Origin of the sequence: Nosocomiicoccus sp. HMSC059G07 (assembly GCF_001815515.1) — a bacterium.
Classification (GTDB): Bacteria; Bacillota; Bacilli; order Staphylococcales; family Salinicoccaceae; genus Nosocomiicoccus; species Nosocomiicoccus ampullae_A.
The window spans coordinates 1-26,097 of the sequence record NZ_KV820827.1 but is presented as its reverse complement, the minus strand read 5'-3'; the positions used below and the strand labels follow the sequence as shown (position 1 = coordinate 26,097).

26 protein-coding genes are annotated in these 26,097 nt (G+C 35.5%); 16 read left to right on the top strand and 10 right to left on the bottom strand.

What is annotated here, in order from left to right; translation table 11 throughout:
• Nucleotides 1-132: 132 nt before the first annotated feature.
• The 3 genes from HMPREF3029_RS05060 to HMPREF3029_RS05050 form a co-directional block, all read right to left on the bottom strand.
• Nucleotides 133-1,455, bottom strand: coding sequence for a nucleobase:cation symporter-2 family protein (locus tag HMPREF3029_RS05060; RefSeq protein ID WP_070458161.1), 1,323 nt, complete (start codon nt 1,453-1,455; stop codon nt 133-135).
• Complete coding sequence (locus HMPREF3029_RS05055; protein ID WP_068131161.1) at nt 1,455-2,033, bottom strand: xanthine phosphoribosyltransferase; 579 nt, start codon at nt 2,031-2,033, stop codon at nt 1,455-1,457. The genes HMPREF3029_RS05060 and HMPREF3029_RS05055 overlap by 1 nt, the downstream gene beginning before the upstream one ends.
• 65 nt (nt 2,034-2,098) lie before the next feature.
• The gene (locus tag HMPREF3029_RS05050) at nt 2,099-3,607 is read right to left on the bottom strand and encodes an amidase family protein (RefSeq protein WP_070710062.1); all 1,509 of its coding nucleotides are present in this window, start codon (nt 3,605-3,607) and stop codon (nt 2,099-2,101) included.
• Nucleotides 3,608-3,679: 72 nt separating this feature from the next.
• On the opposite strand from HMPREF3029_RS05050, the gene HMPREF3029_RS05045 reads away from it, so the two are divergent.
• Entirely contained in the window at nt 3,680-4,531 is an 852-nt protein-coding gene (locus HMPREF3029_RS05045) for a DUF4097 family beta strand repeat-containing protein (RefSeq protein ID WP_070710061.1), read from the top strand.
• Between the two features lie 10 nt (nt 4,532-4,541).
• Here HMPREF3029_RS05045 and HMPREF3029_RS05040 read toward each other — a convergent pair whose 3' ends face one another.
• From HMPREF3029_RS05040 to HMPREF3029_RS05030, 3 genes are all read right to left on the bottom strand, one after another.
• A complete protein-coding gene (locus tag HMPREF3029_RS05040; protein ID WP_070710060.1) occupies nt 4,542-5,210 on the bottom strand; it encodes an RluA family pseudouridine synthase in 669 nt (222 codons plus the stop codon).
• A gap of 289 nt (nt 5,211-5,499) precedes the next feature.
• Complete coding sequence (locus HMPREF3029_RS05035; protein ID WP_070710059.1) at nt 5,500-5,862, bottom strand: hypothetical protein; 363 nt, start codon at nt 5,860-5,862, stop codon at nt 5,500-5,502.
• Between the two features lie 637 nt (nt 5,863-6,499).
• On the bottom strand, nt 6,500-7,384 hold the full coding sequence (locus tag HMPREF3029_RS05030) for a fructose bisphosphate aldolase (protein ID WP_070710058.1): 885 nt from the start codon (nt 7,382-7,384) through the stop codon (nt 6,500-6,502).
• A gap of 95 nt (nt 7,385-7,479) precedes the next feature.
• On the opposite strand from HMPREF3029_RS05030, the gene HMPREF3029_RS05025 reads away from it, so the two are divergent.
• On the top strand, nt 7,480-8,436 hold the full coding sequence (locus HMPREF3029_RS05025; protein WP_083314989.1) for an ABC transporter ATP-binding protein: 957 nt from the start codon (nt 7,480-7,482) through the stop codon (nt 8,434-8,436).
• 12 nt (nt 8,437-8,448) lie between these two features.
• On the top strand, nt 8,449-9,018 hold the full coding sequence (locus HMPREF3029_RS05020; RefSeq protein ID WP_068131115.1) for a nitroreductase family protein: 570 nt from the start codon (nt 8,449-8,451) through the stop codon (nt 9,016-9,018).
• Between the two features lie 43 nt (nt 9,019-9,061).
• On the opposite strand, the gene HMPREF3029_RS05015 is transcribed toward HMPREF3029_RS05020, so the two are convergent.
• On the bottom strand, nt 9,062-10,777 hold the full coding sequence (locus HMPREF3029_RS05015; protein WP_070710056.1) for an ABC transporter ATP-binding protein: 1,716 nt from the start codon (nt 10,775-10,777) through the stop codon (nt 9,062-9,064).
• Nucleotides 10,778-10,904: 127 nt separating this feature from the next.
• On the opposite strand from HMPREF3029_RS05015, the gene HMPREF3029_RS05010 reads away from it, so the two are divergent.
• Entirely contained in the window at nt 10,905-11,966 is a 1,062-nt protein-coding gene (locus HMPREF3029_RS05010; RefSeq protein ID WP_070710055.1) for a D-alanine--D-alanine ligase family protein, read from the top strand.
• Nucleotides 11,967-12,000: 34 nt separating this feature from the next.
• Complete coding sequence (gene pepT / locus HMPREF3029_RS05005; RefSeq protein ID WP_070458451.1) at nt 12,001-13,218, top strand: peptidase T; 1,218 nt, start codon at nt 12,001-12,003, stop codon at nt 13,216-13,218.
• Nucleotides 13,219-13,236: 18 nt separating this feature from the next.
• On the opposite strand, the gene HMPREF3029_RS05000 is transcribed toward pepT, so the two are convergent.
• Together HMPREF3029_RS05000 and HMPREF3029_RS04995 are read right to left on the bottom strand one after the other, a co-directional pair.
• Nucleotides 13,237-14,718, bottom strand: coding sequence for an MDR family MFS transporter (locus HMPREF3029_RS05000; protein WP_070710054.1), 1,482 nt, complete (start codon nt 14,716-14,718; stop codon nt 13,237-13,239).
• 20 nt (nt 14,719-14,738) lie between these two features.
• Nucleotides 14,739-14,918: a hypothetical protein gene (locus HMPREF3029_RS04995; RefSeq protein ID WP_040929018.1), complete on the bottom strand. Its 180-nt coding sequence runs from the start codon at nt 14,916-14,918 to the stop codon at nt 14,739-14,741.
• Between the two features lie 105 nt (nt 14,919-15,023).
• Here HMPREF3029_RS04995 and HMPREF3029_RS04990 point away from each other — a divergent pair, with 105 nt between their 5' ends.
• Both HMPREF3029_RS04990 and HMPREF3029_RS09685 read left to right on the top strand, forming a co-directional pair.
• Nucleotides 15,024-15,815 (top strand): class I SAM-dependent methyltransferase, encoded by a 792-nt coding sequence (locus HMPREF3029_RS04990; RefSeq protein WP_070710053.1) that lies wholly within the window; start codon nt 15,024-15,026, stop codon nt 15,813-15,815.
• A 375-nt stretch (nt 15,816-16,190) separates the two neighbouring features.
• Nucleotides 16,191-16,325: a hypothetical protein gene (locus tag HMPREF3029_RS09685; RefSeq protein WP_256374324.1), complete on the top strand. Its 135-nt coding sequence runs from the start codon at nt 16,191-16,193 to the stop codon at nt 16,323-16,325.
• 62 nt (nt 16,326-16,387) lie between these two features.
• Here HMPREF3029_RS09685 and HMPREF3029_RS04985 read toward each other — a convergent pair whose 3' ends face one another.
• A complete protein-coding gene (locus HMPREF3029_RS04985; protein ID WP_070710052.1) occupies nt 16,388-16,774 on the bottom strand; it encodes a VOC family protein in 387 nt (128 codons plus the stop codon).
• Between the two features lie 114 nt (nt 16,775-16,888).
• Between HMPREF3029_RS04985 and HMPREF3029_RS04980 the strand changes: the two genes are divergently transcribed.
• The 9 genes from HMPREF3029_RS04980 to HMPREF3029_RS04940 all read left to right on the top strand — a co-directional run bounded on the left by HMPREF3029_RS04980 (nt 16,889) and on the right by HMPREF3029_RS04940 (nt 26,093).
• Nucleotides 16,889-17,782 carry a YitT family protein gene (locus HMPREF3029_RS04980; RefSeq protein ID WP_083314988.1) on the top strand — a complete coding sequence of 298 codons (894 nt, stop codon included), beginning with the start codon at nt 16,889-16,891 and terminating at the stop codon, nt 17,780-17,782.
• Between the two features lie 10 nt (nt 17,783-17,792).
• On the top strand, nt 17,793-18,212 hold the full coding sequence (locus tag HMPREF3029_RS04975) for a hypothetical protein (RefSeq protein ID WP_068129575.1): 420 nt from the start codon (nt 17,793-17,795) through the stop codon (nt 18,210-18,212).
• 27 nt (nt 18,213-18,239) lie between these two features.
• A complete protein-coding gene (locus HMPREF3029_RS04970) occupies nt 18,240-19,430 on the top strand; it encodes an NRAMP family divalent metal transporter (RefSeq protein ID WP_070710051.1) in 1,191 nt (396 codons plus the stop codon).
• Between the two features lie 120 nt (nt 19,431-19,550).
• Nucleotides 19,551-20,279 (top strand): glucosamine-6-phosphate deaminase, encoded by a 729-nt coding sequence (gene nagB / locus HMPREF3029_RS04965; protein WP_070710050.1) that lies wholly within the window; start codon nt 19,551-19,553, stop codon nt 20,277-20,279.
• Between the two features lie 123 nt (nt 20,280-20,402).
• The gene (locus HMPREF3029_RS04960; protein WP_070710049.1) at nt 20,403-22,145 is read left to right on the top strand and encodes an ABC transporter ATP-binding protein; all 1,743 of its coding nucleotides are present in this window, start codon (nt 20,403-20,405) and stop codon (nt 22,143-22,145) included.
• Nucleotides 22,132-23,865, top strand: coding sequence for an ABC transporter ATP-binding protein (locus HMPREF3029_RS04955; RefSeq protein ID WP_070710048.1), 1,734 nt, complete (start codon nt 22,132-22,134; stop codon nt 23,863-23,865). Before HMPREF3029_RS04960 ends, HMPREF3029_RS04955 begins: the two co-directional genes overlap by 14 nt.
• 158 nt (nt 23,866-24,023) lie before the next feature.
• Nucleotides 24,024-24,440: a winged helix-turn-helix domain-containing protein gene (locus tag HMPREF3029_RS04950; RefSeq protein ID WP_068129561.1), complete on the top strand. Its 417-nt coding sequence runs from the start codon at nt 24,024-24,026 to the stop codon at nt 24,438-24,440.
• Nucleotides 24,441-24,516: 76 nt separating this feature from the next.
• Nucleotides 24,517-25,773, top strand: coding sequence for an MFS transporter (locus HMPREF3029_RS04945; protein WP_068129559.1), 1,257 nt, complete (start codon nt 24,517-24,519; stop codon nt 25,771-25,773).
• Nucleotides 25,770-26,093, top strand: coding sequence for a GNAT family N-acetyltransferase (locus HMPREF3029_RS04940; protein ID WP_070710047.1), 324 nt, complete (start codon nt 25,770-25,772; stop codon nt 26,091-26,093). The genes HMPREF3029_RS04945 and HMPREF3029_RS04940 overlap by 4 nt, the downstream gene beginning before the upstream one ends.
• The last annotated feature ends 4 nt before the right edge of the window (nt 26,094-26,097 follow it).

Sequence of the window (26,097 nt, the reverse complement as noted above, 5' to 3'; positions counted from 1 at the left end):
TTCGCCGACGATAGTGCTGTCTGCGTCGGTGGGATTTGAGATTCACCGACGATTCTCCAAAAATCCAAGAAACCCTCATCAAACTACATCCGAAACCTACAAAAATAAGCGCACTCCCATGAGTGCGCTCTATTATTTTGCGTCATCTTCTGCCGCTTCATATATTTGATCTTTTATTTCATCGCTTGGTTCTAAGTTAAAGTTTAATACGATATTTAAAATGATTGCCGATAAACTACCCATTACAATTCCGCTTTCTGTGATAACAGAAATACTTGACGGGAGACTACTAAAGACGTCTGGTACTGCAGTGACTCCAAGCCCGAGTGCGAGTGAGATCGCGACGACCATTAAGTTATTTTGGTTTTCAAAGTTTACTGTGCTAAGCATTTTGATTCCGTATGCACTGACCATTCCGAACATCGCAATCATTGCGCCACCTAAGACGGATTCTGGTATTGCGAGTGTTGCTGCTCCAATTTTTGGCATTAGACCGAGAATCATTAGCATAACTCCAGCGATGTAAATAATTTTCAATTTACGTACACCAGACAGTTGAATGAGTCCGACGTTTTGACTGAATGTTGTATAAGGCAGTGAGTTAAATAGTCCTCCGAGCATAATCGCAAAACCTTCTGCACGGTATCCACGTTTTAAATCTGCTTCACGAATTTCTTTATCAGTAATATCTCCGAGCGCGAAATAGACTCCTGTAGATTCTACTAAACTCACCATCGCAACTAATATAAGCGTCAGTATCGGTACTAAGTGGAATTCTGGTGTTCCGAAGTAAAAGGCGACCGGTAAGTGTAACCATGATGCCTCTTTTACTGGAGATAAATCGACTTGTCCGAAAAAGGCTGCAATAATCGTCCCGACGATGATTCCAATTAATATCGCGATGGATGCGAAAAATCCGCGTGCAAATTTTAAAACGACGAGTATAATAAGTAACGTTATAAATCCGAGCGAGACATTTTCAATCGATGCGAAATCTTCTGCACCTTGGCCTCCAGCGAGGTTATTTAAAGCAACTGGAATGAGTGTTAAACCGATAATTGTGACGACCGTTCCTGTTACAACTGGAGGGAAGAATTTTATCAGTTTACTAAAGTATCTTGCGACGATAACGACGAATAACCCTGCGGATAAAATTGCCCCGTACACACTTTGGATACTATATGTATTTGCAATGTTGATGATCGGTCCGACGGCGGTAAATGCACATCCTAGTACGACTGGGAGTCCAATTCCCATAAATTTGTTTTTCCATACTTGTAAAATAGTAGCGACACCGCACATCATAATATCAATTGAGATTAAATACGTCAGTTGTGCAGTCGTTAGGCCAATCGAGGAACCAACGATTAACGGCACGATCACGGCACCTGCGTACATCGCAAGTACGTGTTGCAGTCCGAGTGAAGCATCTTTAAGATGCTGTCTTTGCTCCATTAATTGTCACCTACGAATTTGACTTGTTTATCGTACATCGACTCGATGCGTGCAAGTGACTCTACGCGGTATCCTTTATCGCGTAAAATTTTACCGCCACTTTGGAATGCCTTTTCTATGACGATTCCAACACCGACAATTTCTGCACCGGATTGCTCAACGACATCAATTAGAGCACCTGCCGCTTCACCGTTTGCTAAGAAGTCATCGATGATGAGTACTTTATCATCTTTACTTAAAAACTTTTTCGCAACTGCGATCGTGTTCGTCTCTTGTTTTGTATATGAAAACACTTGTGACGTATATAAGTCATCGCTTAACGTTAACGATTGTCTTTTACGTCCGAAAACGACAGGGATATCTAAAAGTAAACCGACCATCACAGATGGTGCGATCCCTGAAGATTCGAGTGTTAATACTTTGTTGAACTCGACGTCTTCAAATCGGTTAATAAACTCTTGTCCAACTTCTTTCATTAATAGAGGATCGATTTGGTGATTTAAAAATGAATCAACTTTCAGTACATTTTCGTTTAATGCTTCACCGTCATTTAATATGCGCTGTTTTAAAAGGTCCATAGTAATCTCCATTCAATTTATTAGTGTATAAATAATATCAAACTCTTCCCTTTATAACAATATCGTTAACGCTTCTTCGGATGAAAAACTTTCGCGTCTAATCGTCCGGCGTTCTCAATTTCTAAAGCGAGTTGTAGTAATTTATCTTCTTCACCTTTACGTGCGATAAACATGCTTCCGACAGGTAAGCCTTCGTCTGTATTATATAGCGGAAGACTAATTGCGGGTTGACCGGTTAAGTTGAGCGTCCATGTGTACGGGCTATAAGCGCTGCTCGTTTTAAAGACGTCTTCAAAAATATGGGATACTTCATCGTCTGATAAACTTTCTATATTTTCGAGTTTTTTAAATGCCTCATCTGATGGTTTGAACTGATCGATGTCTTTTGTCGGACCATTCATTGTTGGTGTTAAGTAAAAGTCATAGCCGTTATCGTCTAAAAATCGGTGATACTGTTCACTTAACGTATCCCAGTAGCTAAGTGACTGTGTGTACATCCATCCAGGTACTTTTAAGCCTGCATAGTACATACCGTATGAGATAAGTTCGACATCGTCTTTTGTAATCTCACGGACTAAACTTTGCTCCATAGATTTAAACATCGAAGCAGTTTCTACCATGTTCATAGTGAAGTATGAATGAATTGCCTTTTGTCCGTCGATTGAAACAGTATCTTCTACAACTTCGTGACCGAGTGATTTTAACACTTCGACTGTATAATCTAAGCTTTTCACAGCTTCATCGTTTACTTTTGAACCAATGGGAGATTCCGCACTATACGCAATTTTTAAACGCTTTTTAGGTGGCGTTAGTTCACGTAAATTAAGTGGTGGAGCGATATACGGCGCTGCAGATGGCTGTTCATCCATCATCTTAAGTAGTTCGTACGTCTCTCTTACTGATTTTGTTAAAAAGAAATCAATGGACGCACCTTGCCATTGTCTATAACTTCCCGGACCGCTTGTGACGCGTCCTCTTGTCGGTTTTAGTCCGATTAAACCGTTAAAACTTGCCGGTATACGAATCGAACCACCTCCGTCACTTCCGGAAGCGGCAGGGACAAGTCCAGCTTTTAACGCAGCTGCCGCGCCACCACTTGAACCACCTGAAGAGAGTGGTCGACCAAATGGTGCGTAAGAATTTCCTAAAAGATCTGAATCAGTTATCATTTTAAAACCAAATTCTGGGACATTTGTTCGTCCGACGATGACAAATCCGTTGTCGATGAGCCTTGTGACAAAGTTGCTCGAAGTTTTTGCGATGTAGTCTTTAAATAAATAGGAACCATTCGTCGCCGGTACTCCAGCTTCTTCTTGCCCGAGGTCTTTAACGACAATTGGCACTCCGAAAAATGGAGGCAATGCTTTTATTTCTTCTGAAGATAAAGTACTTAACACTTTGTCCATTTCTCGTGCGGTACGGAGTGCTCTATCTTTTTGTATATGAATGACAGCGTTCATGTCGTCGTAATGCTCGATATTATGTAACGCACGCTCGACGAGCTCTGTCACGCTGACTTCTTTTTGTTTTACTTTTTCGCTATAGTATAATGAATCGTGATGAAATAATGTCATGAGAATTCTCCTTTACGTCTTTACAGCTAGTATATATAAGAAAATTAGTTTTAAAAAGGAAGGTGCCACGAAATGGACCGTTATGAGTATTTAGGGACTGTGAAGTATCATTTACAATCCCTCCCAACTAAACGACAAGATAAAATAATCGATAAATTGATGAATCGCTTTCGAGACAGTGAGGATGATGACGCACTAATAAAAGAATTAGGTGCGCCGGAATCACTTGCTGAAAAGTATTTATATAGTAAAAAAGATTTAACGATTGATGAAGATATTACGCACTTTAGTTTTGAGACGACGTTTGTCCCAGTTTATGTGTATGAATCAGACGATGAAGATTTGCATTTTAACGTAACGAAAGATATCGACTTGGAAAACGTTCAATATGAAATTAAAGACGGGGTTTTTCATCTGAATTTAAAGCTGTCTCATGCAAATAAAAACACGCGATTAGACATCTATTTACCAGATAAAGAAATCGAGCGACTTGAAATGACGCAGCATTACAGTTCAATTCATGCGGACAGTATAAAAGCGAAAGATTTACTGTTTAAAAATGACGTCGGGCAAGTATTAGTGAAGAGAGTAGAAGCGGATACACTCACGTGTTATCTCCAAACGGGAGAGATGCGAATTGATGACGTCGATACGAACCATTTAAAATTTAACGTCAGTACCGGGAAGCTCGTTTTAGATAATGTCAATCCGGATCAACATATCGACGGGAAAGTTGCGACAGGTAACGCGATGGTTACGCTAAAAGAGATGTTTAAAAATAACGAGTTAACGTTAAAAGAGCAATTTGGATTACTCGATATTGAAGGTTACGACGATACGCTAGATGGAGAGGTCCTCGGAGACGGGGAGTATAAAGTGAAGCTCGTCGTCAGTTACGGTACGTTAATGATAGACACGAATTAAGTTATTAAACTTAATTCGTGAATCTATTCCAAGGATAGCGGTTTGGCGGTTGGCTAGTTACAGTGATGATTTCATCTTTAGTTGGATGTTTAAATTTGATTTCAGAACTCCATAAAGCGATTTGTTCGCCGACTGTACTATTTTTGTTATATCGTTGATCCCCGAAAATTGGAGTATTTTGATTTGATAGTTGTACGCGGATTTGATGTGAACGACCGGTATGAAGTTTAACCTCGAGTAGGCTAAGTGCTTTATCCTCACTGATAGTTTTATAGTCAAGCACCGCGCGTTTAGCGTCTTTTGTATCTTTACTCGCGACAAAAGACGTGTTCGTTTTACGGTTTTTAACTAAATAGTCTTCAAGCGTGCCACTTTGTTTTAGATGACCTTCAATGACCGTTAAGTATTTGCGCTCGAACGTCTGTTTACGAATTTCATTTGAAAGGCGACTCGCACCTTTAGACGTTTTCGCAAACACAATCGCACCACCAACTGGACGGTCGAGACGATGGACGAGACCTAAAAAGACATTGCCCGGTTTATTGTATTTTTCTTTAATATATTCTTTTACGATCGTCAGCATGTCTTTATCATTCGAATCATCCGCCTGAACCGGTATATTATTCGGCTTCGTCACAGCAATGACATGATTGTCTTCGTATAATATTTCTAAAGTCATAGTTTAACCTTCTTTGTAATAGTAATTCAATTCAACGGTATCACAATAATTAGTATAAGACGAATGAAATATAAAAAGTCCTTCACAAGTCATAATATTTTGAGACTATCTCTAAATAGTTATGTAGTGCGAAGGACTTTTAGTTTGATAAAAAACTTTCGTGAATTCAATCATAAACTCCTATTCTAAGTTAAAGGGTTTCCAAACAAGTAAATTAAAATAAATGCAACGAGAAAACCGAGTAAGAATATACCGAGGTACTTCGAGTTTTTCATTATAAATCAACTCCTCATAATTTACTTAAATTATTTGCATTAATTTGACAGTTACCTGATGAATCACAGACGCTCATATTACCTTCTTTTGTAACGATGATATAGTAGCCAGGTGGATAAGTGGTACCAACAAGAGCTTTTTCTACCCACTCTAATCCATTTGCAACCCAATATGATGCATTGTGTCCAGTAGTATATTCTATAACACCATCAACTAAATAACCTACTAACACACCACCGACAAAAATAGCTATAGCAGATGCAGAATTTTGCTCCACTTCACTGTTGGTATTATAATGCATTTCATCATAATTTTTTTCATAATTAGAGGAAGCGGATACAAAAGAATTGTTAAGTGTAAACGATGTAGTTAACATAATAACAATTGCAAATGATGAACAAATTTTTTAGTAAACATTATTATCACCTCCATTCAATATTACTTAAATACCCTTAAATTTTAATTTTAAACATAATATTTAATTTTGAATATTATTAAGAAATATAAAGGTATTATGAAATATAAAATTAAATTATAATAAGTTTAATAAATAAAATTCGTTAAAAATATTTTCTAAAAACACATATATTTGATTTTATAAACTTTTTAAATAATTTTTAGGAGAGGTGTATGAGTTCTTTATCTACTTTTTCTCGAATCGTCGGCGAGATGAAAAACTCACCGTCGCTGTGAGGGTTATCGTCGGCGAGTTTTTGGTACACCGACGCAAAATGATGAATCGTCGGCGAAAAACCGAAAATCTCGAAATTCACCGACGATTCGGTGATTCCCGTCGGCGAATAGAAATTTCGCCGACGAAAGTCCTGTTAGCGTCGGTGGGGAATCGAATTCACCGACGATTCGCCAGAATCATCGGCGAGATTCAACTATCACCGACGATTCCACCATACCAACTCACCACGCAGCTAAATCTAACCAATCGAACCGATGAAACACCCTGAAAAATAGAAAAAACCGAAATTCGATTAGAATTTCAGTTTTATCATCTTTAATTATTTCTTGTTAACTGAAGCGTCGTAGATTTTTTCTACTGAATCAGCGAGTAGGTTGTTGAATTCTTCATCAGTTTGATCGACTGATAATCCTTCTGTTAACCCGCGTGAGAAGCTCGCGATGATTCCTTCGTTTTCTTTTAATAGTTCGTTTGCTGTTGCACGGCTATATCCACCTGATAATGCAACGACACGAATGACGCGTGGGTGGTCGACTAATTCTTTGAAGTTATTTCTTACTGAAGGAATTGTCAGTTTAAGCATGACGACTTGTCCTTCTTCTAACTTATCTAACTCGTCTAAAATCGCAACTTTTAAAATGTCTTCGATTTTTTCTTTGTCTTTAGAGTTGATGTCAACTTCAGGCTCGATGATCGGTACTAATCCTTTAGCTAAAATTTTCTTACCGATTTCAAATTGTTGTTCTACAACTTCTTTGATCGGACCTTCGTTTGCTTCATGGATCACTGAACGCATTTTTGTACCGAAGATGCCGTGTTCATTTGCACGGTCTAATAACTCATCAAGTTCAGGCATTGGTTTCATTAACTGAACGCCGTTTTCTTCATCAGCAAGTCCTTTATCTACTTTTAAGAATGGCGCGATACCTTTGTCTCTTAAGTATTCCGCAGTGTATTTACCGTCAACTTTACTTTCCATCGTTTGTTCGAAAAGAATTGCACCTAAGATTTTGTCGCTAGTAAATGCTGGTGACGTTACGATACGTGTACGCATTTGGTGTACAAGATCGAACATTTCCTCTTCAGTATCGTAGCTATCTTCAGCGATACCGTATAAGCGTAAAGCTTTAGGTGTTGAACCTCCACTTTGGTCTAACGCTGCAATAAATCCATTACCGTTTTTAACTTTGTCTAAATGTGACATGTATGAATTCCCACTCCTAAAATAATATTAAGCATAATCGCTCATCATCTATATTATGCTAGATTTCTCGATTTAGTTCAATATGTAAGCAATTTATGTATAATATAATTATGGATAAAGTACAACTGACTCAAGTGAGTAAGCATTTCGGAGATACGAGTGCATTACGAGACATAAATATAAATATAAAAGCAGGAGAATGTTTGGCAATTGTCGGTCCGTCAGGATCAGGTAAAAGTACAATTTTACGTATAATTGCTGGACTCCTTAAACCGTCACATGGTGAAGTGTATATCGACGGTCAAAGAATGACCGATGCTAAACCGAAGGACCGTAATTTAACATTTGTGTTTCAAAACCTTGCACTGTACCCACATTTAACAGTGAAACAAAATATCGAGTTTAGTATAAAGAAAAATATGAGTAAAGAGGTGCTCAGAACTCACGTTGAAACGATTGCGACTGAACTTGGTATTAAACGACATTTAGAAAAACTTCCGAACGAATTGTCAGGCGGTGAGCGTCAGCGTGTCGCTCTAGCTAGAAGTCTAGCGACAAATGCGGATATTATATTAATGGATGAACCACTCGCTAGTCTTGACACAAGTTTAAAACGAGAAATTACTGACTTAATTTTACGCATTAAAACTGAAGAAGAGAAGACGATTATATATGTCACGCATGATCATAATGAGGCGATGAAATTAGGAGATAAAATACTCGTTCTTAAAGACGGAGAAGTCGAGCAATTTAGTGACGCGTCTAAAGTGTATCGTTATCCAAATAATCCGTTCGTTGCACAGTTTTTCGGGACGTATCCGATGAACGTCTTTAAAGACAACGGTAAATTATTCGCTATAAGACGAGAAGATATAAAAATCGTTGACGATGGAATTCCAGTAACCGTCGATGATGTTGAAATCGTCGGAGGGGATGCATTTGTTTCATTTACATATCTGAGTCAACCGATGGTATTACTAGCGAGAGACGAGAACGTAACTGTTCACGATGACATTCATATACAGTTTAAATTACTACACGAATTTCAATAAGGAGAATGACCAATGAGCGTAATTGAACCAATTTTAAATAGAAAAAGTACGAAGATATTTAAGAAAACAGAACCGATTTCTAAAGAAGCGGTTGAAACGATTATAGAGGCTGCAATCCAAGCGCCGAACCATCACATTACTGAACCTTGGAAGTTTATTGTCATGCAAGGAGAAAACATGCAGCAGTTTTATGATGCGGCAATGGAATTCCAAAAAAACCGTGACATTAGTGAAGAAGAATTTGAGCGTATGAAAGTTAAAATGGTCAGTAAAACGATGGTTGCTCCAACTGTTATTTTAGCGGTCTATAGTAAAAATAAAAATAAGACACGCGGTAAATACGAAGAAGACATTTTAGCGGTCGGTGCAGCAATTCAAAATATGCTTATTCAAGCGACGAGTATGGGCATCGATTCTATTTGGAAGACTGGGCCAGTTTATAATGCTACAGAAGTAAAGTCAGCACTAGGTATAGAGGAAGACGAAGAAGTTGTAGGCGCAATTTTCTTTGGAGAAAACGACAACGCAAAAGAACTTCTTAGAAAACGTACTGATAAACAAGAAAAAACAATTTGGCTATAAAAATAACTATCCTTTTATATTAAAAAGGATGGTTATTTTGTGTTTATAATGCTGCAAATTGTGCATCGTGTAACGCTCGGTAAAGACCTTCGCTATTTTCTAGTAATTCTTCGTGTGATCCGGATTCTTCAATACCGTTTGGTGTCACAACTAAAATACGATCTGCGTTTTTAATTGTCGCAAGTCGATGAGCGATAACAAGTGTCGTACGACCGACTGCGAGTCGGTTTAACGCGGATTGTATTTCTCGCTCTGTTTCAGTATCTAATGCACTTGTCGCTTCGTCTAGTATTAGAATCGGTGGATTTTTTAAGAACATACGTGCAATCGAAATTCTTTGTTTTTGACCACCAGATAATTTCACGCCGCGTTCACCGACGACTGTGTCTAAGCCTTTAACATAACTATCGACAAGATCTTTTAACTGTGCTTTTTCAAGCGCATCGTAAATTTCTTCATCGGTCGCATCAGGTTTACCATATGCGACGTTTTCTCTTAACGTTCCTGAGAATAGAAATACATCTTGTTGAACGATACCGATATTTTCTCTAAGTGATTTTAATGAGTATTCCTTAATGTTCGTGCCGTCTATCGTAATTGCACCGTCAGATACTTCATAAAATCTCGGAAGTAAACTCGTGATCGTCGTCTTACCCGCACCACTTGGCCCGACAAGTGCGACAGTTTCTCCAGGAGTTACGTTAAACGATAAGTCGTTTAAGATTTTTTTATCCTCATATGAGAATGAGACGTTTTGGTAGACGATTTCGCCTTTAGGATTTTCAAGCGCTATTGGATTTTCAACTTCTTTAATTTCTGATTCGACGGCCATCGTCTCAGTAAAGTGTTTAAATCCAGCAATACCATTTGGATATAATTCGATGACGGCGTTAATTTTTTCGAGTGGTTTAAATAATATATTTGAAATTAAAATAAACGCAGCGAAATCCCCGTAAGAGATTTTATCGTTTAATACGAAGTACGCACCCGCAATTAAGATGAATACTGTCACAAAACGCATGAGCATATATGAAATTGAGTTGTTTAACGCCATGATTTTATATGCTTTAAGTTTTGTCGCTCTAAAGCGTGAGTTAATTGCTTTAAATGCTTTAATTTCATCTTCCTCACGAGCGAATGCTTGAACGAGGCGAATTCCACCGATTTTATCTTCAATTAAATGGTTGAATTCAGAGACACGTCCGAATAATTCTCTAAACGCAACTGTCATCTTTTTGTTGAAATAAATAGCGATGATTAAAATCAGCGGTACGATCACAAATGAAATGACAGCAAGTTCAGGGTTAATCCAAAACATAATTCCAAATGCACCGAGTAGTGTCATCACGGCAATAAATAAGTCTTCTGGCCCGTGGTGTGCCATCTCACCGATATTCATGAGGTCGTTTGTTAAACGTGTTAACAACTTGCCTGTTTTTGTATTGTCAAAATATCTGTACGATAAATATTGAATGTGACTATATAAGTCGTTACGGATATCTCGTTCAATATTTGTACCGAGTAGATGTCCGTAATACGTCACGACATACTGTAAAAACGTATTGAGTATGTATACAGCGAGTAATCCAACTGTTGCAAGTAATATAATTTTAAAGTTACCTGTCGGCAGTAAATTATCTATAAAACCACTGACGATGAGTGGGAAAAGTAACTCTAATAATCCGACAAACACTGCTGATGAAAAATCAATCATAAACAGCGTCTGGTACGGTTTATAATATGAAAAGAATCGCTTCATATAGCACCAGCCCTTAAATAAGATTATCAAAATTATAACATAATAAAATTACGACACTTAAAAAGAATGATTTATAAATAATGAATATGATAAAATAAAAACGAATTTATAAAAAAGGACGAATCATATGAATAAATTAAACATTGGGTTAATATACGGTGGAAAATCAACGGAGTATGAAGTATCACTTCGCTCAGCGAAGAGTGTTTTAGATGCACTCGATAAAAATAAATATAACGTTCGTTTAATACACATACTAAAAACCGGCGAGTGGGTCACTACAACAGATTTAACAGAAATCGACTTAACATTAGTCGACGAAAAAGAAACGATGAAAGTGATTCCGGGTAATCAATTTGAGACGGAATCTGGTGAAATTCAACTCGATTCAATCTTCTCGGTACTTCACGGCACGTATGGTGAAGATGGCAACATTCAAGGATTACTTGAATGTGCGAACGTCGCTTATGTCGGCTGTGATACGAAAGGTAGCGCAGTCGCTATGGACAAAGACGTGACGAAAAGGTTACTCGATTACCATCATATTCAAGTGGCAAACGGAATCGTCGTTCATTCTTATGAAAAGGATGTCGTCGATTTTAACTTAATTGAGGAAGCACTCGGTTTACCAATGTTTATAAAACCTGCGAACCAAGGTTCTTCAGTCGGTGTAAGCAAAGTAGAAAATGAAAACGAATTTAATCATGCTTTAAACGATGCATTTAAATTTGACGATAAAGTACTCATTGAAACAGCGATCATCGGTCGTGAAATCGAAGTGTCTGTCCTTGGCAATGACGAGTTAATAGTATCGATTCCAGGTGAAATTGTTTCAAACGTTGACTTTTACGATTACGAATCAAAATACTTAACAGATGACGGTGCGACGCTAATCATTCCTGCTAAACTGACAGAGGACGAAACGAAAAAAATTCAAGAAGTCGCAGAAAATACTTACCGCACTTTAGACTCTTTAGGATATGCACGTGTAGACGTATTTTTAACTGAAGATGGAGAAGTGATTGTAAACGAAGTCAACACGTTACCCGGATTTACATCGATTTCAATGTATCCAAAACTAATGGAACAAAGCGGTATACCGTATAGTGAATTACTCGATCGATTAATCGGTTTAAGTATTGAAAGGTATAACGAAAAAAATAAGTTAACACGTGATTCTGGATTTTAATTTTCGATAAATTACATGGATAAGGGAGATTACTATGAAAGAACAACTTACAGAAAGACTCATTAGATATGCAAAAGTAGACACTCAGTCCGACGCTTCAAGTAAAACGACGCCTTCTACAAGTAAGCAGTGGGATCTTTTACATATGTTAAAAGAAGAGTTAGAAGAAATTGGTTTATCTGATATTACTCTCGACGATAATGGGTATTTATTTGCAACAATACCTGGTAATGTCGATGCTGAAACAGTTGGTTTTTTAGCACACGTTGATACAGCGACAGACTTTACAGGAACAAACGTTAACCCACAAGTCGTTCAGTATAAAGGTGGCGACATCATTTTAAATAGATCACAAGATATCGTTATGACTGTAAAAGAGTTCCCGAACTTAAACAATTATATTGGTCATACACTTATTACAACAGACGGTACAACACTTTTAGGAGGAGACGACAAAGCAGGTATTACTGCAATCGTCACTGCCGCTGAAGCGATTTTAAATAGCGATATCGAGCACGGTGATATCCGTATTGCATTTACGCCAGATGAAGAAATAGGTCGTGGACCTCATAAGTTTGACGTCGAGAAATTTAATGCAGACTTTGCATATACAATTGACGGTGGGCCAGTTGGTGAACTTCAGTACGAAAGCTTTAACGCTGCAGGTGCGAAAGTAATTATTAAAGGTAAAAACATTCACCCAGGTACTGCGAAAGATAAAATGATCAATAGTTTAACAATCGCTTCTAAATTTGCTTTAGAGTTCGACCCTGAAGATACTCCAGAATGTAGTGAAGGGTATGAAGGATTTTTCCATTTACTCACAATTAACGGTTCAACAGACGAAACTGAATTAGAGTATATTATTCGTGACTTTGATAGAGATAATTTTGAAAATCGAAAAGAAACGATGAAGAAAATTGTAGAGAAATATCAAGATACGTATGGTCCACAAAACGTAAGATTAGAACTAGAAGATCAATATTACAATATGAAAGAGAAAATTGAGCCTAAGTTTTATATCGTAGAAATTGCTCAAGAAGCAATGAAATCTCTTGATATCTCGCCTGTCATTCAACCAGTACGTGGCGGAACAGACGGTTCTCAGCTATCTTTTATGGGACTTCCAACACCAAACATCTTCACAGGAACTGAAAACATGCATGGTAGATACGAGTTTACATCTGTAAATGATTTAGAAAAAGCGACAAAAACGATTATAGAAATTGTTAAACGTATCGTCCAAAAATAAAAAACACCGTAAAGAAGATTAATCTTCTTTACGGATTTTTTTTCGTCCATCGTCAACAGGACGTGCAGAGAAAGTTGAGTTTTTCATCATATCTTCACTCGTCACACGTTTTAAGAAAAACGCAGTGATGAGCCCTATTCCCATAAATACAGCACCGACGTTAAATGCTAAGTTAATACCTTCAATTGTAATTTGGTTTTCAATTTCAGGTGTCACAACGTCCAGTTTATTTAAATTAAAGTTAATATATCCTTGCATAACAGAAATTAGTAAGGCGATACCAACAGCTCCAGATACTTGGTTTTGCATAGAGTTTAGAGAAGATCCATCTGGGGTTAAATCACGTGGCAAGTCGTTCATACCATTTGTCATAACTGGTGTGTTAACGAGAGTCATACCAAACGCACGAATGACGTAAATCGTTAAAATGTATGAAAAACTAGTATCTATTGTAAGTCGACCTAAAAACGCTGTTGTTACAGTCGCAAGTGTAAGACCGATAATTGCCATTCCTTTAGGACCGTACATATCAAATAGCTTACCAGATACCGGAGAGAGTAAACCTAAAATTAACGCACCCGGTAACATGAGCAATCCTGTTTCAAGCGGGGAACGGTTTTGTATATCTTGTAAAAAGATCGGTATTAAAATCATACCTGCAAATAGTCCCATGTTCGTTGCAGCACTAATGATCGTTCCGAGTAGATACATACGATATTTATATACTCTAAAGTTTAACATCGGAACGTCTAACTTCATTTGTCGCATTACGTAAAAGTAAATGACAACAACACCAATGATAATTGGACCAAATGTTTGTATAGAAAGTAATTTATGGTCTCCAGCAGACACAAGTCCATATAATAATGCACCGAATCCAATCGTTGACATAATAACGGATGGAACGTCCATGACAGCTTTTTTATTTAGTAAAACGTTAGGTAGTAAAACAAAACCAGAAATTAAAAGTATGATTAAGATCGGTATCATCATTAAAAATAAGACGTGCCAATCATAACGTTGTATGACAACACCTGAGAGTGTCGGACCGATTGCTGGGGCGAAGAACATGACTAAACTGAACATCCCCATCGCTGTTCCACGTTTTTCAGGTGGGAAACTTCTAATTAGAGTATTCATTAGAAGAGGCATAAGTATTGAGGATCCTGTCGCTTGGATCATACGTCCTGCGATGAGCATCGGAAATGTTACAGAAAATCCTGCTAGAGACGTTCCGATTAAAAATAATCCCATTGAACTTAAAAATATTTTCTTCGCGCTAAAGCGGTTCATAAAATAGGCGGTCATCGGAATGATGATTCCAGCAACGAGCATATAAGACGTCGATACCCACTGAACGCTACTCGTTGAGATGCCAAAGTCATTTTTAATCGATGGTAATGCAACGTTTAAAAATGTATTTGATAAAAATGCGATAAACGCACCACTAATTAAAATGATAATTAAACGATAATCTGGCTTTTCGTTCGCATGTGCCATAGCTTTCCCTCCATATATTTTTAATCGAGATAATTATTATCAATAATAGTATATATGTAGAAACCTGCCACACTTCCTAATATAATAGATAATGCAACGATTCTTGGGAAACCGAAACTCGGTACGACAAACGTCACTCCCCAGTAAAATAATAAAATCATCAACGCTATGAGTGTAATTGCGAGTAATGGTTTAGACATAAAATATTCACTCCATATTAATTAAAAAACAATTATTTATTTATCATACCGTTATTTACGTATAGAATACAATTAAATAGTTTGATAGAAAAGGACGGATAGGACATGGATTATAAACTAAAAACATTTGAAGAAGAATACTTTAAAAGTCGTAACGACATACCAAAAGAACTATTAGATGGCATTAAACAACTCGGTATAGATTTTAAAGGTAAGAAAATTTTAGACCTCGGTGCAGGCCCTGGATTTTTATCTAAAATGTTGTCTGAAGAAGGTGCAACGGTTGACGCATTAGAGCCGAGTGAAATATTTAGAAAAATGGGAATCGATTATACGCGTGGTGACAACGTTAAATTCCATGATGGATTTGCAGAAAACACGCATTTAAGAGAAAACGATTATGACATTATTTTTGCATTACGTGCATGGCAGTATTTTGATTCAAATGAAGCGGTTAGAGAGGTAAAGCGACTTTTAAAACCAAACGGCCTGATGATTATTTCAGATTTAGGGTTTAGAGTAAATAACTCGATGATGAAAGAAACGATGAAAATCATTCGTGCAAATGCAAAATATAATCAATTAGAACCTGCAGGGTCAAAGAAATATTCAATACAAATGATTAACAGTTTCCCAGTAGAATGGTTCAGTGACTTTAATTACCATAAATTCGACTTAACAAATCTTTTCAAAAAGGATTATAAAATAAAATTCACGGACGAAGAATGGTTGAAACGTATTGGAACGTCATCATGGCTTTCAAGATTTAGTGATCACCGTAAAGAGTCTGTACTAAAAGAAATTAATGATACGTTAAAAAAGTCCGTTGAAGGAGATATTTACGAGGTTCCACACGTCGTCAGTACAGCGATATTTAAAAATAAGAATAAAAACTAAAAGAAATGAATGTGTGAAAGCACATTCATTTTTTATGCAAAATTTAGGAAAACGAATACAAATTACACCAAAATTTCAGTGTAATTTGTAATTTTTATGTGTGTTAATTATCTAAAAACTTATAAAAACGACTGTAAACCGTTACCATTAGTATTTTTATTCATTCATATGTATAAATGGGTTCGGAATTTAAATATTTAGAAAATATATTTCATATATTAATTGTTTAATTTAAAATAACTGAAAATTATCAATATATAAACTTTAAAAAATAGCGTGCTAAATCCTTGATAAACGTTGATATAAAGCCTATACTGTACATAGTAAAGAAAACAAGCACATGAAATAAATTAAAAATTACAGGAGGAAAAAACATTGTATAGCACTCAAATTATTCCAGTTGAACAACGTATCAAGGAGTTTAAAGCAGAAGCTCTGAACAACAAAACAATTAAACAAAGAAGAAATAGTCGTAAATCTACAAATATTTTCTCAAAATTACTTGGTTAATTCGTATTTTTATGAACACAAATAGATTAAAACCGAAGTCAATAGACTTCGGTTTTTTATTTTTATATTAAGTTTAATTGCCAAGATACACCAAATGGATCTGTCACCCATGCAAACTGTCTGCTGAAACCATAATCTTCTAACGGCATTAATATAGACCCTTTTGACTTTATTTTGTCATAAATCGTAATTAATTCGTCCATAGAGTCACACTCAATAAAGAAACTCATACTCGGTGTAAATTTTGATGCTTCGGATACATCAGCATCGTTTAAAATGACTGGATTACCATTTATTGTAATCAAGCTTTGCATCACTTTGCCTTTCGTTTCTCCACTTTCAAAATAATTAATGAAAACGACCTCTACATCTTTAAAAACTGATTGATAAAACTGAATTGCTTCTTCTGCTCGACCTTCAAACATTAAAAACGGAGTCATTGATTTCATTCATTTCATCCTTTCTATTGTTGATTGATTGAATCTAATCCTGTTCTGTCATTGAATAAACGTATTAAATCTTATAAAATTAAAGTGTTATATAAAATAAAAGGAGTCGATTAAATGATAGCAAAAAACAGAAAAAAAGTTGAAAACTTTAATAAGCGAAAACTTTCGTTTAATAAAAATTGGACTGTTCAAACGCTAATCAATGCGTTTGTTATCATCGTCGGCTCTTTTGTCTTTGCGATTGGGATTAATACATTCATGATCGGTGGTCACCTTGCTGAAGGTGGGGTTATCGGTATATCAATCATACTTTACTATGCATTTGGTTGGTCTACTGCCCTTACGAACTTACTCATTAACGTTGTGATATTAGCTATCGGCTTTAAGTTTTTATCTCGTAGAGCAATGTATTATACAATATTTACAATACCGATGACGTCAATCATGTTATGGATAACAGCGGATTGGCAAATGGACTTTGAAAATATCATCGTAAACATGGTGTTTGGTGGTATTTTAATAGGTATGGGAATTGGTTTAATATTTAGAGTCGGGGCAACGACTGCTGGAACGACAATTCTAGCACGTATTGCGAACAAATACTTAGACGTTAACGTGTCATATGCGCTACTATTCTTTGACTTAATCATTGTGACGATCGGTTTAACAGTCGTACCGTTAGAACGTGTGTTACTGACAGTCATTGCTTTATACATCGCTACGAAAGTGATGGACTTTATCATTGAAGGTATGAACCCGAAAAAAGCAGTGACGATTATTTCAACAAAACCAGAGTTGCTCGCTGAACACGTGGCGAACGATATTAAACGCGGTGTGACAATCATGCATGGTCGCGGGTATTATACACAAGAAAACAAAGATGTATTATACGTAGTTATTAATAAAAACCAGCTCGGACGTTTAAAACGTGTCATTAAAAAGTATGATGAATCAGCGTTTGTCGTTGTCCACGATGTAAACGACGTGCTCGGTAACTTTATAATTTAAGGAGAGAACGATGGAACTACAATTATATTTTCATAATAAAGAAGTAGAGTTATTACCAGAAACAGTGTTTGAGTTTTTAAATTCTGATCAGTGGTTTAAAAATAACATTAATGGTTTGTCACGTATTTCTTATGAATCAAATAGTGAAAATGTGAGAGATGAAGGAACTCCGTTTGTACTCACATATAATGGAACAGACTATAAAGGAAAGATTGATAAATATGTCGAAAATAGAAGATTAGAATTTACGATCTTTGGTTACGATTATATTATCAAAACGATGATTAATATCGTACCGGTTGAGTCACGTTCAGAAGTCGTTATTTCATCAGTGTTAGAAACACATTCTGTTTCAACACTTTTAAAATTCGGCGCACGTAAATTTTCTATTACAAAACAATTGAATGACGTAATAAAACCAATGTACTAATTAAATGGGCGAATTGAGGTGAAGGTCATGAACGAAAGAAGATTAGAGAGAAATAAAATCTTTAGTGCGGTATTTTTAATGGCCAGTGCTTCAATTGGCCCTTTGTTTTTAATATCAACAGCAGACTTAACTGTTCAATTTTTTGAGCGTCTTGCGTTCGTCATTATAATCACTGGAATTATTGAACTTGGCATACAAATGAACATATGGCGAATACTCACTGTCGCAAAAACGCCGGCACATTTAGTCATCAATAAAATTATCCCGAATTTTGGGACGTTTATGTCTGTCGTTGTCTTACTTGGTGGAATCGCGTTTAATATCATTAATATTTCGGGCTTAGGAATTGGAATTAGTTTATTATTTAATGTCGATATAAAACTCAGCGCATCCATTGGGCTTATGATTGCGATTTTATTTTATTTATTAAATAGAAATCGTATTACGTTAGAAACGTTTATCGGAGTGATGTTAAGTTTTATTATCGCAATAATTCTACTTGCGTACGCATTTACAGCAACAGATGTACCGTATGATGTCACACTTGCAAAAACGGTCCTACCGATGATTGATTACGATATTGTGACGACAATTGCGATGATGGTTGCCCTATCGATTGGTGGATATATTAGTTTTGCTGGTGCACATCGCTTAATTGATGTAGAAATTACCGGTGAAAAGTATAAAACAGCAGTCACTCGATCTGCTGCTTATAGTGTGATTATCGTTACAGTGACACGCTTACTATTATTCTTTACAATACTCGGGTTATCTAGAAGTAACGTCATTTTATTTAAAGATAACTTATTAGAAAGTGCTTTTTCAGAAGTGTTTGGTGGTCTTGGTAGCTACGCTTTAGGGATATTATTTATATGTGCATCATTAACTTCTATTGTGAGTGTCGCGTATACGACAGGAACATTTATTAAATCAGTTAATGATATTATTAAAAAATATATCGATGTCGTATTACTCATGCTCGTTTTAACGAGTTGGTTCATCTTTTTACTAAAGGGCGAAGAGGTTGTGTTACTTCAGATTACAACAATTTTAAATGGATTAATATTACCAGTTATTCTCGGTGGGATATTACATGCTTCAAGACGCTCTGATATCGTTGGACATTATCGTCATCCACTATGGTTGTCTATATATGGAGTCTTATCACTAGCAGTATCATTTATACTCGTGTTTATTTTAATTTACGAACTTCTATAGTTATTGTTTTACAGAGAAATTAAAAAAGAATATAATATTAAAATACTTAAAAGTCTTAAAGACACTTAAGTATCGTATGCAATTAGCTTGCATACATCGAGTTTCAATTGGAGGCACACAATGACAAATTTTAAAGAAATTAAAGCAAATACTTATGAAGACATGAGTAACGAAGCGGCAACAATTATTTTCGACGCATTAAAAGAATCGAAACAATTTTCATTAGGCCTTGCGACAGGGTCAACGCCTGAGGGTATGTATGATGCGTTAGCAAAAAAAATTAACGAAGCAAATTTAGATCTGTCAGAACTAACGACATTTAACTTAGATGAATATGTCGGATTAGATGAGTCAAACGACCAAAGTTATCATTATTTCATGGAACAACATTTCTTTAGTAAGTTAGATATCCCACAAGAAAACATTCATATTTTAGATGGTGTTGCAGAAGATTTACAAAAAGAAGTGGAAGACTATGAAGCGCTTATTGACGAAGTAGGTATCGATATTCAAGTACTCGGTATCGGAAGAAATGGTCATATTGCGTTTAACGAACCAGGAACAGATTTTAATTCACTCACACATAAAGTACAGTTAACAGATGAAACGATCGAAGATAATTCAAGATTCTTTGAATCGATTGAAGACGTTCCAACTGAAGCGGTATCGATGGGGCTTCAAACGATTATGAAAGCTAAAACAATCATTCTTTTAATCTCTGGTGACAATAAGAAAAATGCACGTGATTTATTCATCAGTGGAGAAGTAACAGAAGACATCCCGGTATCCATTCTCCACAACCACGACAACGTTATTTTAATTACAGATAGTGCAGCACGTGGTGAATAATTATTATTGAATAATTATTATTGAATAATTATTTTAAAAATCGTAATATATAATTAATCATTTAACGGAGGGTAATTACCCTCCGATTTTTGTATCTAAAAATAAAAAAGAAAGGAACAAAAGATGCTTACATTTTTAAAGAAAATCAGATGGTATTTTCGAAAACATAAGCTTAAATTACTCATTATATTAGCATCTGCATTAATTTTAAACATTTTAGAAATTTTACCTCCGCTACTCATTGGTAAAACAATCGACCTCATTACAGCGGGGTCAATGACGTTAGACTCGATGAAAATGATTATCGGTGTATTCTTCTCTGCGATTCTATTGATTTATATACTGACATACATAAGTACGTATTACATCATGCAGTCTGGTTATGATATTGATGCGATTTTACGTAAGCGCTTAGTCCGTAAGTATTTAGCGATGTCCCCATCATTCTATGAAAGAAATAGCACGGGAGACTTAATGGCGCGCATTACGAATGATTTACGCAGTGTGACGATGGGAACGACATTCGGTATTATCACGATTATCGATACGTTAATTTATGGGACAATAATATTAGTTACAATGATGATTGTCGTTAATCCGGTGTTAACAATTATTGCTTTACTTCCGTTACCACTACTTATTGTGACGGAAGTAAAAATCGGTAAAAAGATTATGGAACACCATATGAAAGCACAAGAATCATTCGGAAAAATGAACAACAACGTATTAGAGGTTGTTGAAGGTGTTAGAGTAACGAGAAGTTATGTACAAGAAAATCCGGAGTATAATCGTTTTAAATCAATGACTTCTAATTATATTGACCGCATTATGAAAGTTGCGAAATTAGAAGCACTTTTTGAGCCGATTACGACGTTAGTCGTCGCAACGTCATTTATCATCTCATTTATTGCCGGTGCGTTTTTTATCAATAACGGAACGATCACACTCGGTGAGTTTATAACGTTTAATATTTATTTAAATATGATGATTTGGCCGATGTTCGCATTCGGAATTATGTTAGACACTACAGAAAGAGGTCGTGCATCACTTAACCGAATTGAAGACTTACTAAACGAAGAAGATGATGTGTTAGTCTCAGGTGAAAGTGTTCAAAACAACAACATCTCATTTGACGACTACTCATTCACATATCCGACATCGAGTCGTGAGAATTTAAAAGGTATTGATCTCGAACTTAAAAAAGGAGAGACACTCGGTATCGTCGGTAAAACGGGAAGCGGTAAAACGACGTTTATTAAACAGTTCTTAAAGTACTATTCTGAAGGTAATGGTCAATTTATTATCGATGGAAAACCGATTCAAAATATTAATAAAAAAGAACTGAGAGATTTAATTGGCTATGTTCCGCAAGAAAACTTCTTATTTAGTAAAACAGTTCGAGAAAACATTTTATTTGGTAAAGAAAATGCAACAGAAGAAGAGCTGCAGCGCGCAATTCAAAATAGTGCGCTAGTCAATGACTTAAACAATATGAAGCACGGCTTAGAAACGAAAGTCGGAGAAAAGGGTATCGCATTATCTGGCGGTCAAAAGCAGCGTATATCGATTGCGAGAAGCTTAATTAAAGATCCGGAGATACTTATTTTAGATGATGCTTTAAGTGCAGTAGACGCAAATACTGAACAACATATTATCGATGCGTTAAAGAAAACACGTAAAGATAAAACAACGATTATCATTACGCATAGATTATCTGCAGTGGAACATGCAGATCAAATTATCGTTATCGATGACGGAGCAATCGTTCAGTCTGGTACACATAAAGAGTTAATAGAAACGGACGGATGGTACAAAACACAACACGAGTACTTTAAACATGGAGGTGAAAACGTTGAACCAACTTAAAAGATTATATGAATTTACAGCTGGTCACCGTTCACTCCTTCTCTTTGGAATCGTCCTTAACTTAATCGCGGTTGGGTTAAACTTACTCGGGCCATTTTTATTAAAAATTATTTTAGATAATTACTTAGTAAAAGAGAATGTCGTTGTTAAAGGCTTAGTCATTATGCTTTTCATATACTTAATTGTCCAAGTGACTAACGGACTGATTGGGTATTTCTCAAGAATCGTAACATTAAAAGCTGGCAGTAAAGTCATTCAATCGATTCGACTTAAAGTTTTTAGACATGTTCAAAAATTACCGGTACGTTACTTTGATAACTTACCAGCAGGGAAAGTAGTAGCGAGAATCACAAATGACACAGAAACGATACTAAATGTATTTACGTCAGTTCTCACTCAAGTCATTACGAGTGTGTTTACTATTTTAGGGGTTGTTATTGCATCGTTCTTCGTAAACGTTTATGCAGGATTATTAATGATACTTGTCTTACCGTTTCTATTTTTATGGTTATACTTGTACCGAAAAGCGTCAAACAAATTTAACATGACGAAACGCGAACGAAATAGTGAAATGAACGCGTCTATTAATGAATCTATTAGCGGTATGAGTGTCATTCAAGCATTTAACAACGAAGAAAAAGTGTTTAACGAGTTTTCTAAACTAAACGAAGATTACTACAAAAGTTCAGTACGACTTTCAAGGTTAAACGCACTGACGAATACGAATTTAATCGAGTCGTTACGTAGTGTTGTACTCATGATTTTAGTTTTCGTATTCAGTTATATGTTTGTATTTCAAAACACAGCATGGTCTGTCGGTTCGATGTACTTAATGATCGACTACGCTGGGAAAATTATGATGCCTTTATATGCAATTATCGGTGTGTTTGATATTATCGAACAAGCGCGTGTCGCGACAAATAAAGTGTTCGAATTAATCGATGAGGAAGAAGAACAAGAAGACCATCAAGAGCTTCAAACGTTTAAAGGGAATATTGAATTTAACGACGTCAATTTCTCATACGATAAAGGACACCGAGTGTTAAACAACATTAACTTTAAAGTAAAAGAAAATGAAACGCTCGCACTCGTTGGGCATACGGGATCCGGTAAAAGTTCAATTATCAACTTACTGATGAGGTTTTATGATCCGGATAGTGGAGAAATACTGTTTGACGGTGTCGACACAAAAACATTGAACAAACAATCGATGAGAAGCCACATGGCAATCGTTTTACAAGATCCGTACATCTATAACGGAACACTTCTTTATAATATTCGTCTTGGTAGTGAAGATATTACAGAAGAAGAAGCGATCGATGCTTTAATCTCTGTCGGTGGAGAAATGATTTTAGAACGCTTTGAAAACGGGATTCATGAAGAACTTATTGAAAGTGGTTCGACATTATCACTTGGAGAACGTCAGCTCATTTCATTTGCGAGAGCATTAGCATTTAAACCGACACTATTAATACTAGACGAAGCAACGTCTAACGTTGATAGTGAAACAGAGCAGCTCGTACAAAATGCAATGAAAGTCGTATCTTCAAATCGAACGACTGTAATAATCGCACACCGATTATCAACGATTCAACATGCGAACAACATTCTATTATTAGACAAAGGGAATATCGTAGAATCGGGTAATCACGAGGAATTACTAAAACTCGGCGGTAAATACCAAGAAATGTACCATAAACAAGTAATGAGGAAAGAATGAGATTGAGGTTATTCTCAGAATTTTAGACTGTAGATTAAGTCGGATATCGACTTGATCTACAGTTTTTTTGTTAAGAAAGGATTATTGAGTTGACAATTTATAATTTGTCGTGTATTATAATTTTAACGTTCAAATTAAATAGAATGTTAGGTGAAAACATGGATGAAGTACATCGTATTAAAAATATTGAGGATTTAAAAGTTTTAAGTGATCCTTTTAGAGTTAATATTTTGCTAACCCTTGGAAACGTGGCTAAATCAGGACAAGAACTTTCTAAAATATTGAATGAAAAGGGATCGAAGATCTACTACCATCTTAATGAGTTGGAAAAGAGAGGGTTTATTAAAGTAGAAAAAACGGAAGTTGTAAATGGGATTGTTCAAAAATTTTATTTGCCAGTTGCTAAAGCATTTATTCCAGATATTAATATATTTAGCCAATTTACTGATACAACACATGAGAATTTCTCAGTTAAAGCAGATGAATACGACATGTTCATTAAAGAATTTAAACAATTGATAGAAAAGTACGGTAGTAATGATGGAGTGCACCAATTTATCGTATTAGAAAGTTAACCCAATACATGGGTTAATTTTATAGCCTAACATTCAAATAAATTTAAACGTTCAAAATCTTAAAGGAGAGTTTGTTATGATTAAAAATAAAGATTTTAACATTTTACTCGTTGGTCGTCTTATAGCAAATTTTGGAGACAGTCTATATAGCATCGCAACTATGTTATTAGTCTATTCGATGACAGGATCAGCACTTTACACTGGTCTTGCATTATTTATTACTTCATCAGCAGCTATTATACAAGTATTATTTAGTCCTTTACTCGATCAAATTAACTTAAAAAGATACTTAATTGGATCACAATTTATTCAAGCGATATTATTAATACTTATACCATTACTAAATCATCTAGAACTTCTAAAAGTGTCTTATATATTTATTATTATGTTTGTTATAAGTTTGATAAATCAAATTATTTATCCGGCGCAAGTTTCGATTTTACCTAAATTATTGAATGAAGAAGAATTGGTTAAGGCAAACTCTTTATTTACAGCAGCGTATCAGGGTAGTGATGCATTATTTAATGCGATTGCAGGGCTTTTAATTACTATATTTGGAATTTTCACTATGTATTACATCAACAGTGCGACATTCTTAATTAACACGATCGTGTTTATATTGTTAAGCAGCTTGATTTCAAAATTAAATCAAAATATAAAAACTAGTTCTAAAAGCAATCGATTTAAATTAGTGAACCATTTTAAACAATTAAAGAATGGGTTGTCACTCTGGAAAGAAGAAACTTTATTTCCATTGTTAGTAGGTGTAATATTTATTAACTTTGCATCAACAGGTATTTTTGCAAATCTTCCTGTATTTGCTATAAATGAAATTCACTATAGTTTTTTACTATCTACTATGGGGTTTGGGGTGTTAATTGGTGCAATTATTGCCGGAAAAAAGAAATCACAAAGTGTTTTGTTAGGTCATTTTTATATTATTGGAATTATGAGCATCGGAATATTATGGTTCGCTATGACATTCATCAGTGGTAATTCTCAAATAAATATAATTACTTCATTGATTCTATTCTTTATTGGATGGTTAATTGTAGGAGTATTAAATGTGTTTTCACAAACCATCGTTCAATTAATTGTAGCACCAGAAAAAGTAGGGGTAGCTATGGGTTCTATGATCGGTATTTCTACGACACTCGCTCCTTTAGGAGCTCTTACTGGTGGAATTATTGGAAATTATTTTGGAGTTAAAATAGCAATGGCTACCTTCTCTATGCTTTTTGTATTAGTAGCGATGTATTGGATATTTAATACATCAATTAGAAAGTTAGAAAGTATCACAAACATGATACAAAAAAGGAGTGAAGTGCTATGAAAAGATTGGAACTAAAAAGAGTTAATGTAGATGATTTAGAATTTCTGTTCGCACTTTACAATGATCCACAAGTTAATGAATACGGAGTAGATGATGGAGGTTTTACGATAACGAAAGAACATATATTAAATACAATTCAACATTTTGAAAAGCAAGCTGATGAGTTATTGATTGTGAAAAAGGATGATGAAAGTATTGGTATTGGAATGTTATATGAGATTGATAGGAAAAATAAAAATTCAAAAATCGGGATAGCAATTCATGAAAAATATAGAGGAAAAGGTTTTTCTTGGTCAAGTCTTAAATATTGTGTAAAATAAAAAA

Bases quoted from the DNA above. Each gene is read 5' to 3' on its own strand.
- pepT (WP_070458451.1), top strand. From the start codon at position 12,001: ATGAAAGAACAACTTACAGAAAGACTCATTAGATATGCAAAAGTAGAC.
- HMPREF3029_RS05015 (WP_070710056.1), bottom strand. From the start codon at position 10,777: ATGAAGCGATTCTTTTCATATTATAAACCGTACCAGACGCTGTTTATG.
- HMPREF3029_RS04985 (WP_070710052.1), bottom strand. From the start codon at position 16,774: ATGAAATCAATGACTCCGTTTTTAATGTTTGAAGGTCGAGCAGAAGAA.
- HMPREF3029_RS04945 (WP_068129559.1), top strand. From the start codon at position 24,517: ATGATTAAAAATAAAGATTTTAACATTTTACTCGTTGGTCGTCTTATA.
- HMPREF3029_RS04960 (WP_070710049.1), top strand. From the start codon at position 20,403: ATGCTTACATTTTTAAAGAAAATCAGATGGTATTTTCGAAAACATAAG.
- HMPREF3029_RS04990 (WP_070710053.1), top strand. From the start codon at position 15,024: ATGGATTATAAACTAAAAACATTTGAAGAAGAATACTTTAAAAGTCGT.
- HMPREF3029_RS05020 (WP_068131115.1), top strand. From the start codon at position 8,449: ATGAGCGTAATTGAACCAATTTTAAATAGAAAAAGTACGAAGATATTT.
- HMPREF3029_RS04980 (WP_083314988.1), top strand. From the start codon at position 16,889: ATGATAGCAAAAAACAGAAAAAAAGTTGAAAACTTTAATAAGCGAAAA.
- HMPREF3029_RS05045 (WP_070710061.1), top strand. From the start codon at position 3,680: ATGGACCGTTATGAGTATTTAGGGACTGTGAAGTATCATTTACAATCC.
- HMPREF3029_RS05050 (WP_070710062.1), bottom strand. From the start codon at position 3,607: ATGACATTATTTCATCACGATTCATTATACTATAGCGAAAAAGTAAAA.
- HMPREF3029_RS05030 (WP_070710058.1), bottom strand. From the start codon at position 7,384: ATGTCACATTTAGACAAAGTTAAAAACGGTAATGGATTTATTGCAGCG.
- HMPREF3029_RS04970 (WP_070710051.1), top strand. From the start codon at position 18,240: ATGAACGAAAGAAGATTAGAGAGAAATAAAATCTTTAGTGCGGTATTT.
- HMPREF3029_RS05010 (WP_070710055.1), top strand. From the start codon at position 10,905: ATGAATAAATTAAACATTGGGTTAATATACGGTGGAAAATCAACGGAG.
- nagB (WP_070710050.1), top strand. From the start codon at position 19,551: ATGACAAATTTTAAAGAAATTAAAGCAAATACTTATGAAGACATGAGT.
- HMPREF3029_RS04950 (WP_068129561.1), top strand. From the start codon at position 24,024: ATGGATGAAGTACATCGTATTAAAAATATTGAGGATTTAAAAGTTTTA.
- HMPREF3029_RS05055 (WP_068131161.1), bottom strand. From the start codon at position 2,033: ATGGACCTTTTAAAACAGCGCATATTAAATGACGGTGAAGCATTAAAC.
- HMPREF3029_RS05025 (WP_083314989.1), top strand. From the start codon at position 7,480: ATGTATAATATAATTATGGATAAAGTACAACTGACTCAAGTGAGTAAG.
- HMPREF3029_RS04975 (WP_068129575.1), top strand. From the start codon at position 17,793: ATGGAACTACAATTATATTTTCATAATAAAGAAGTAGAGTTATTACCA.
- HMPREF3029_RS04940 (WP_070710047.1), top strand. From the start codon at position 25,770: ATGAAAAGATTGGAACTAAAAAGAGTTAATGTAGATGATTTAGAATTT.
- HMPREF3029_RS05060 (WP_070458161.1), bottom strand. From the start codon at position 1,455: ATGGAGCAAAGACAGCATCTTAAAGATGCTTCACTCGGACTGCAACAC.
- HMPREF3029_RS05000 (WP_070710054.1), bottom strand. From the start codon at position 14,718: ATGGCACATGCGAACGAAAAGCCAGATTATCGTTTAATTATCATTTTA.
- HMPREF3029_RS04995 (WP_040929018.1), bottom strand. From the start codon at position 14,918: ATGTCTAAACCATTACTCGCAATTACACTCATAGCGTTGATGATTTTA.
- HMPREF3029_RS05035 (WP_070710059.1), bottom strand. From the start codon at position 5,862: ATGTTAACTACATCGTTTACACTTAACAATTCTTTTGTATCCGCTTCC.
- HMPREF3029_RS05040 (WP_070710060.1), bottom strand. From the start codon at position 5,210: ATGACTTTAGAAATATTATACGAAGACAATCATGTCATTGCTGTGACG.